The following is a 7,221-nucleotide window of genomic DNA, read 5'->3' on the forward strand; positions in this document are numbered from 1 at the left end:
CCCATGTACTCACCGGCTCTCTCCCCCGCACCGGTGGCCCGCCCGCAGGGCGCGCCCGCCGCTCCGCTCCGACGGCGGACAGGCCTGGGGCTCGACCCCCGGTTGCGCGAGCCCGGCGGTCAGCCCTCCGCCCGCCCCGCCCACGGCGCGCAGCAACTGCGCCGCCCCGCACCCGCGGTCGCCCGCCCCGGCACCACACCGCGCCCCGAGAACCCCGCGCAGCACTCGGTGCAGGTGCGCGCCGCGCTGGCCCACATCTCGCGGATAGCTCCCGCCTTCGTGCCGCGCCAGCTGCTGCAGGACCGCCGGCATGTGCTGATCGCAGGCACCTCCGGCCGCACCCCGGTGGTGGCGAAGGCCCTGGCGCGCCCCGGCGAGGACCTGGACGGCATGGAGCGGTTCCAGCGCGAGATCGCCGCGCACCGCGCGTTCGTGCGCCACCGTCCCCCGGTCCGGCTGCCGAAGCTGGTGGCCGCCGACACCGACCGCTGCGTCCTGCTGATGGAGCGCGTGCCCGGCCGACCGGCCGCGCGGGAGCGACACCCCTCGGACACGCCCACGCCGGGCGAGGTGCGCGCCATCGTCGGCGCGATCCGCGCGCTCAACCTCTGGCGTCCGCCGACGGGTGTCTTCGACCACCCGCTCGACTACACCCGCGAGATCGCCCGCTACCACGCCCTCGGCCTGCTGACGGACCGTGACACCAGCGACCTGCAGCAGCTGTTGCACGGTCTGGCGCACCAGCCCTGGCAGTTCTGCCATGGCGACGCGTTGCTCACCAACGTCCTGCTGGCGCCCTCCGGCCCCGTCCTGGTCGACTGGGAGCAGGCGGGCTGGTACCTGCCGGGCTACGACCTCGCCCTGCTGTGGACGGTGCTGGCCGGCGACACCGGCGCCCGGCGCCAGCTCAGCCAGATCGCCCAGTCCACGGGCACGCTGGGACGCGACGCCTTCCTCATCAACCTCATCCTGGTGCTGATGCGGGAGATCCGCCTGCACGACGTCCCGGGCGCGGGCGAGGAGCAGCGCGTCCTCATCCGCCGCTTGCACGAGGACGCCTCCCTCGCCCGTCGCGCGGTCCGCGCCGCCGTGGGGACGCGCTGACGTCCGGCGCCGCCCCCGCGACGCGAGCCGACCACCGCCGCCTCGGCGCGACCGTCCCTCAGGACTCCGCGGCGGCGCGAAGCAGGGGTGCGCCGGTCGGCAGCAGGGCCCGGGTGGTGAGGGCGTCACGCAGGTGGCGCTCCAGCGGGACGGTGCGGTGGAGACCGGCCGGTCCGGCGAGGGCCACGGATCGATGGACCACGGCGAGTGAGAGGTCCGCGGCACGCGGCGCGAGGAGGCGGGCGCGGCGGTCCGCACCGGGGCGCACCGTGTCGACGGCGGCGGCCAGGCCCGTCAACAGCTCCTCGGCCGCGATGAGTTCGAGCTCCAGCGCCCCCCGGTCGAGTTCCGACAGCCCCTTGACATGCCGTACCAGCCAGGCGCGGGCGGCACGGGCGACGCCGAGGCAGATCGCCGCGGCCGCGAGTCGGCGGCCCGCCTCGTCCCGCGCGTCGAGCGGCGGCAGTCGGTACGCCCCGTCCAGCACGACCTTCTCGAAGTGGACGTCCTGGTTCGCGCCCGCGCGCAGACCGAGCTGCTCCGAGCCGGGCTCGACCATCAGGCCGGGCGTGTCGCCGGGCAGCAGGAAGACGGCCGGGCCGTGGGCCGCGGCATCGTCGGCCTCGTCCACGTCCGCCGCGACCACCAGCCAGGCCAGCGCCTCCGCACCCGGAACGCCGTGCTCACGGCCGGTCAACTGCCAGCCCTCGGCCGTCTGCTGGGCCGTCACCTCGGCCCCGGCCTCGGAGCCAGGACCGCCCGGCGGCAGCAGGCCGACCAGCGCGGGGCCACGGCGCGAGTCGGTGAGCAGCGCGCGGTAGGCGTCGGCCGGCCAGTGCCCGGTGCGGGCCTGGGCCTCGTGGGCGAGCAAGGTGTCCCCGACCAGCAGCGCGACCGACGGGTCGCCGCTGCCGAGCGCGGCAAGCAGGTGGACGGTCTCCGCCAGCCCGGCGCCGGCCCCGCCGTACTGCGCCGAGACGGTCAGAGTGAGCAGTCCGGCCGCGTGGACCTCCTCGATCCCCTGGTACGGGAAGGCGCCCTCACGGTCGTGCTCGTCGGCACGGGCCGCGAGCAGGTCGACGACGCGGGGCAGGCGGGTCATGGCCTCGTCGGCCTGGGGGAAGGACATCGTCGGCTCGGCCGTTTCGCTCAGACCTGGAACATGTCGGCGGGCAGGGGCTTGAGGAGCTTGTAGAGGTCCTCGCTGACCGGGCGGTCCCAGGTGACGACCGTGACCAACACGTCGTCGCTGCGACCGAACTGCACGCAGGCCAGCCGACCCTCGCTGAGCTTGTACTTCTTCACGATCAGCAGCCCGTCGTCGAGCATGACGGGAAAGTCCTCGCTGTCCAGGACCTCGATCGGCTCCTCGCTGCCGACCACGGCCAGCATCTGATGGACCTCGAGCGGCACGCCGTCCTCGGGCTCGCGGGCGGCGGAGCCGGCGCGCAGGTTGCCGATGATCATCGACGGGCCGCGGCCGCCCATGAGGTCGTAGCGCAGCAGCACGCCGTGGCAGCTGCCGTCCTCCGGGTCGCTGAGCAGGACGGCCCCGAAGTCGCCCGGCCAGTCGCCCGGATCCATCGCGAGAATGTCGAAGTCCGGGCCTGCGGGGGTGCCGGAGCGGCGGCGAAGGAAAGCCATGAGGCCATCGTACGTGCCCGCGCACATGACGAACGCGTGACCGCCAGGTGGCGGGCCGTGCTCCGAGCCGGAACAACCCTCCGAAGAGGGTCCGGGCATCGAGACCAGGTTGACGAACGGATCACGTTCCGATTACGTTCGGCCACATGCAGAGATCGCCGCAACTGGTGAGCAGGGGTCATATCGACCTCATGCGCGTGGCGTCGGCTGCATGTCACGCCTGTCGCCCGAGCCGTTGACGCCTCGGCGGCACGCAGATCTCCCAGTGCCGGATCCGACCGCTCCGGGCGTCCCCTCGGTCCGCCGACGGCATCGGCCCGGGTTCGGCCGTGCGCCTGCGGAGCGTGTGCCCCTTCTGCAAACCTGGACCCGGTAAGCAACCGAAACACCCACCAGAAAACTCGTCCGCCCGGCTGACCGGCCGCGGTGGGCGGGCCCGCTCGGCACCGCGTGGGGGCGTGTGCGAGTGGGCTGGGCGCCGCGTCGACCCCGTGGGGGTGGTCGACGCGGCGCCCGTCAGCTCCACGGGCCGCGGGGAGGCCGGCTCAGCTCCGGCCGACCGCGATCAGGCCGGCTCAGGTCAGGTCGAACTCGCCGTCGCGCGCACCGAGCACGAACGCGTTCCACTCCGCCGGGGTGAAGATCAGCGAGGGCCCCTCGGGGCTGCGCCCATCGCGCATCGCGATGTACCCGTCGATGAAGGCCACCTGCACATCACCCACGCCCTGGCTGCTGGACAGCCACTCCGCCCCGCTCAGATCGAGCGCGGGTTTCTTCTCCTCCACCGCAACCCCGACCGGGCCCCGCTGAGCGAAAACCCCGGCCCCCGCGGTCACGTCGAAGAATGCGTCGCTTGCCACGTCGAGCTCCTCCCGCCGTCAGTTGATCCCACTGTAATCTCCGCGACTGCTCGCGGTAGAGGGCTTCGACACGATCCGCCCGTGCGGGTGACAACAGGCGGATCGGCCTGGTAGGGGCGGTGGTTCGGCCCTGCGATCCGGTGATCGGTTCAACTGCCCGGGATCAGCGGTCGGGCCGGTCGCTCCCGACGAGCCACATCGAGAAGAACTGCGCGCCACCCCCGTAGGCGTGGCCGAGGGCGCGCCGGGCGCCGTCGATCTGGTGCTCGCCCGCGAGCCCGCGCACCTGGAGCGCCGCCTCGGCGAAGCGGATCATGCCCGAGGCGCCGATCGGATTCGAGGAGAGCACCCCGCCCGAGGGGTTGACCGGCAGGTCCCCGTCCATCTCGGTGACGCCCGCCTCGACCAGCTTCCATCCCTCCCCCTGGTCGGCGAAGCCGAGGTTCTCCAGCCACATCGGCTCGTACCAGGAGAACGGGACGTACATCTCCACCGCGTCGAGCTGGCGTCGCGGATCCGTGACGCCCGCCTGGCGGTAGACGTCCGCGGCGCAGTCCCGGCCCGCCTGCGGACTCACGTAGTCCTTGCCCGCGAAGATCGTCGGCTCGCTGCGCATCGCGCCGCCGTGTACCCAGGCCGGCGGGCGGGGCGCCCGGGCGGCGCCCCGCTCCCCCGTGAGCACCAGCGCGCAGGCGCCGTCGGAGGACGGGCAGGTCTCCGAGTACCGGATCGGGTCCCACAGCATCGGGGACGACTGCACCCGCTCCAGCGTCAGATCGTGCTCGTGCAGATGTGCGTAGGGGTTCTTCAGCGCGTTGCGGCGGTCCTTGAACGCCACCAGCGAGCCGACGGTGTCGGGTGCGCCGGTGCGCCGCATGTAGGCGCGCACGTGCGGAGCGAAGAACCCGCCCGCCCCGGCGGTCAGCGGCTGCTGGAAGGGGATCGGCAGCGACAGGCCCCACATGGCGTTGGACTCGGACTGCTTCTCGAACGCCACGGTCAGCACGGTCCCGTGCACCCGAGCCGCGACGAGGTTCGCGGCGACCAGGGCGGTGGAGCCGCCGACGGACCCGGCGGTGTGGACGCGCAGCATCGGCTTGCCCACCGCGCCGAGCGCCTCGGCGAGGTAGAGCTCGGGCATCATCACGCCCTCGAAGAAGTCCGGCGCCTTGCCGATGACCACGGCGTCGATGTCGGCCCAGTCCAATGCGGCGTCGGCCAGCGCCCGGACGGCCGCCTCCCGGACCAGCCCGGCGATGGACACGTCCTGGCGGGCGGCGACGTGCTTGGTCTGGCCGACCCCGACGACGGCCACGGGCTGCTTGCTCATCGCGTTCCTCCCCCGGTGTTCTCCAGGACGGCCACCAGGTTCTGCTGCAGGCAGGGGCCGGAGGTGGCGTGGGCGAGCACCCGGCCCGCCTCACCGCGGTGGATGAGGGCGGCGGCCTCGCCGAGGCGGATCAGTCCCGCCGCCATGACCGGATTGGCGGCCAGCGGTCCCCCCGAGGGGTTGACCCGGACCCGGTCGTCGAGGTCGAGGGCGCGCCGCAGCACGACCTCCTGCGCCGTGAACGGCGCGTGCAGCTCCGCCGCGTCGAACGGCGCGTCGAAGGCGCCGGCCGCCGTGGCGGCGAGGCGGGTGGACGGCGAGTCGGTGAGGTCGCGCACGCCCGGCTGGTGGGCCTCGATCCGGTGGTCGACGCCGCGGATCCAGGCGGGATTGGCGTGCAGGGCCCGGGCGGCGTCACCGGCGGCGAGGACCACCGCGGCCGCGCCGTCGCTGATCGGCGGGCAGTCGTGGCGACGCAGCGGCTCGACCTCGTAAGGCCGTCGCAGCAGGTCCTCCACGTCGGCGCTGCCGCGCAGCTGGGCGTGCGGGTTTGCGGTGGCGGCGCGACGGCTGCGCACGGCGGTCCGGGCGAGGCGGCGCTCGTCGGTGAGGCCGGCGTCGATCAACGCGCGGGCCTGGAGGGCGGCGAGCGCGATCGAGTCGGGCCACAGCGGCGCGAGGGTGTAGGGGTCGAGCTGCCGGGTGAGCACGTCGCGCACGCTGCCCGGCGAGGACTTGCCGTAGGAGTAGACGAGGGCGGTGTCCGCCTCGCCGGTCCTGAGCTTGACCCACGCCTCGTACAGGGCCCAGGCGCCGTCCATCTCGACGTGCGACTCGGAGATGGGCGGCCAGGCGCCGACGCCGTCGAGCGCCATGGTGAAGGAGAAGGCGCGGCCGGCGAGGTAGTCGCTGCTGCCTGAGCAGGTGAACCCGATCCGGTTCGCTGTCAGTCCCGTCTGCTTGAGTACGTCGTGCAGGACGGGCATGACGAGCTCGACCTCGGAGAGCTGGTCGGTGTGCCGGGTGTGGTTGCTCTGGGCGAAGGCGACGACAGCGACGTCGCGGCCGCCGGTGCGCGGGGCCGAGGGGGCGGGGCTGCTCACATCCACCTCCGGTAGCTCTCGGGGTCGGCGTCCGGCTCGCCCGTGGGGCGGAAGTGGCTGATCGAGGCCAGGCTGGGGCCGAGGCGTCGGTCGTCCCAGACGGCTTCGACGCGCTGCCCGATGCGGACGTCGGCGTAGGGGGTCTCGCCGATGCGGGCGTGCAGGCCGACGTGCGCGCCGTCGAGGAGCACGTAGGCGTAGCAGTAGGGCACCTCGACATCCAGGCCCTTGGCGGCGATGTTGACGATGCAGAAGGTGGTGACGGTGCCGGTGTGCGGCAGCTCCACCTGCTCCGGGGTGGCGATGCCGCAGGTCGGGCAGGCGCCGCGGGGCGGCACGTAGACGCGGGTGCACTGCGGGCAGCGCTCGGCGAGCAGTCGCTTCTCCGGCAGCGCGGTCAGGAAGCGGGCCTGCGCGCTGCCGGGGCTGTAGGTGTACTCCAGACGGGCCGGGATGGTCACCCGGGTCACGGGCTCGGCGCCCGCGAGTTCCGGGATGCCGGCCAGGAGTTCAGCGGCCGTGGTCATGCGGCGGGGCCTCCGCTCGGGTCGGGGGTGCCGCGTCCGGGGCGTCGGCAGCCTCGGGTACGGGCTCGAAGCAGGCGATGTCGGTGATGGCGCCGCTGCGCTCCTCGGTCCAGCGGATGGCGACGCGCATGCCGGTGCGCACGGCGTGGCGGGGCGCGTCGAGCGCGTGCAGCAGCGCGGTGTCCGCGCCGTCGAGGCGGACCAGCACCCAGGCGAAGGGCGTGTCCAACGGCTGGTATGGGCGCGGGCGTTCGTTCCACGCCCAAGTGGTGACGGTGCCGAGCTGCCCGAGCGGGACCAGCTCCGTCAGCTCCGCCGCGGTGACGGGGTCGTACTCGGCGGGCGGACAGAGCACACGCCCGTCGCTGCCGCGCGCGCCGAGCACGACGCGCTCGCGCAGCCCGGTGAGGAAGGCGCCGAGCACGGGGCCGGTGGAGCGGGTGAACGGGAACTCTACGATCAGCGGTGCGCTCAGCACCTCGGGGGGCATGGCAGTACGTCCTTTCGCGAGCTGTACGACGGAACCAGGTCGAACCGGGCGGAGCGGGCCGGACGGGCCGGACGGGCCGGACGGGCCGGACGGGCCGCCGACCGCGGGGCCCACCGAGCCGGAATCCCGGCGGGCGGCCGCGCAGACCGAGCGGCCGCGCGTG

At 74.0% G+C, this 7,221-nt stretch carries 7 protein-coding genes and 1 pseudogene; 2 read left to right on the forward strand and 6 right to left on the reverse strand.

Annotation, left to right across the window (positions count from 1 at the left end; all coding sequences use genetic code 11):
- Window positions 1–3: 3 nt before the first annotated feature.
- Window positions 4–1,104 carry an aminoglycoside phosphotransferase family protein gene (locus TR48_RS08690; RefSeq protein WP_063770943.1) on the forward strand — a complete coding sequence of 367 codons (1,101 nt, stop codon included), beginning with the start codon at window positions 4–6 and terminating at the stop codon, window positions 1,102–1,104.
- A gap of 58 nt (window positions 1,105–1,162) precedes the next feature.
- Here TR48_RS08690 and TR48_RS08695 read toward each other — a convergent pair whose 3' ends face one another.
- Both TR48_RS08695 and TR48_RS08700 read right to left on the reverse strand, forming a co-directional pair.
- Window positions 1,163–2,233 carry an acyl-CoA dehydrogenase family protein gene (locus TR48_RS08695; protein WP_042365370.1) on the reverse strand — a complete coding sequence of 357 codons (1,071 nt, stop codon included), beginning with the start codon at window positions 2,231–2,233 and terminating at the stop codon, window positions 1,163–1,165.
- 20 nt (window positions 2,234–2,253) lie between these two features.
- Window positions 2,254–2,748, reverse strand: a complete 495-nt coding sequence (locus TR48_RS08700) for a hypothetical protein (RefSeq protein ID WP_042365371.1) — start codon at window positions 2,746–2,748, stop codon at window positions 2,254–2,256.
- A 146-nt stretch (window positions 2,749–2,894) separates the two neighbouring features.
- Between TR48_RS08700 and TR48_RS46545 the strand changes: the two genes are divergently transcribed.
- Entirely contained in the window at window positions 2,895–2,987 is a 93-nt protein-coding gene (locus TR48_RS46545) for a putative leader peptide (RefSeq protein ID WP_369405563.1), read from the forward strand.
- A 336-nt stretch (window positions 2,988–3,323) separates the two neighbouring features.
- Here TR48_RS46545 and TR48_RS08705 read toward each other — a convergent pair whose 3' ends face one another.
- The 4 genes and pseudogenes from TR48_RS08705 to TR48_RS45315 form a co-directional block, all read right to left on the reverse strand.
- On the reverse strand, window positions 3,324–3,533 hold the full coding sequence (locus TR48_RS08705) for a DUF397 domain-containing protein (RefSeq protein WP_042365454.1): 210 nt from the start codon (window positions 3,531–3,533) through the stop codon (window positions 3,324–3,326).
- A 238-nt stretch (window positions 3,534–3,771) separates the two neighbouring features.
- Entirely contained in the window at window positions 3,772–4,938 is a 1,167-nt protein-coding gene (locus TR48_RS08710; RefSeq protein WP_042365372.1) for a thiolase family protein, read from the reverse strand.
- Window positions 4,935–6,041, reverse strand: coding sequence for a thiolase family protein (locus tag TR48_RS08715; protein WP_042365373.1), 1,107 nt, complete (start codon window positions 6,039–6,041; stop codon window positions 4,935–4,937). The genes TR48_RS08710 and TR48_RS08715 overlap by 4 nt, the downstream gene beginning before the upstream one ends.
- Window positions 6,038–7,058: pseudogene (locus TR48_RS45315) on the reverse strand (Zn-ribbon domain-containing OB-fold protein). Before TR48_RS45315 ends, TR48_RS08715 begins: the two are co-directional and overlap by 4 nt.
- Between the last annotated feature and the right edge of the window lie 163 nt (window positions 7,059–7,221).

Origin of the sequence: Streptacidiphilus neutrinimicus (assembly GCF_000787815.1) — a bacterium.
Taxonomy (GTDB): domain Bacteria; phylum Actinomycetota; class Actinomycetes; order Streptomycetales; family Streptomycetaceae; genus Streptacidiphilus; species Streptacidiphilus neutrinimicus.

Coding starts and splice junctions, on each gene's coding strand:
- TR48_RS46545 (WP_369405563.1), top strand. CDS start 2,895: ATGCAGAGATCGCCGCAACTGGTGAGCAGGGGTCATATCGACCTCATG.
- TR48_RS08700 (WP_042365371.1), bottom strand. CDS start 2,748: ATGGCTTTCCTTCGCCGCCGCTCCGGCACCCCCGCAGGCCCGGACTTC.
- TR48_RS08690 (WP_063770943.1), top strand. CDS start 4: ATGTACTCACCGGCTCTCTCCCCCGCACCGGTGGCCCGCCCGCAGGGC.
- TR48_RS08710 (WP_042365372.1), bottom strand. CDS start 4,938: ATGAGCAAGCAGCCCGTGGCCGTCGTCGGGGTCGGCCAGACCAAGCAC.
- TR48_RS08695 (WP_042365370.1), bottom strand. CDS start 2,233: ATGTCCTTCCCCCAGGCCGACGAGGCCATGACCCGCCTGCCCCGCGTC.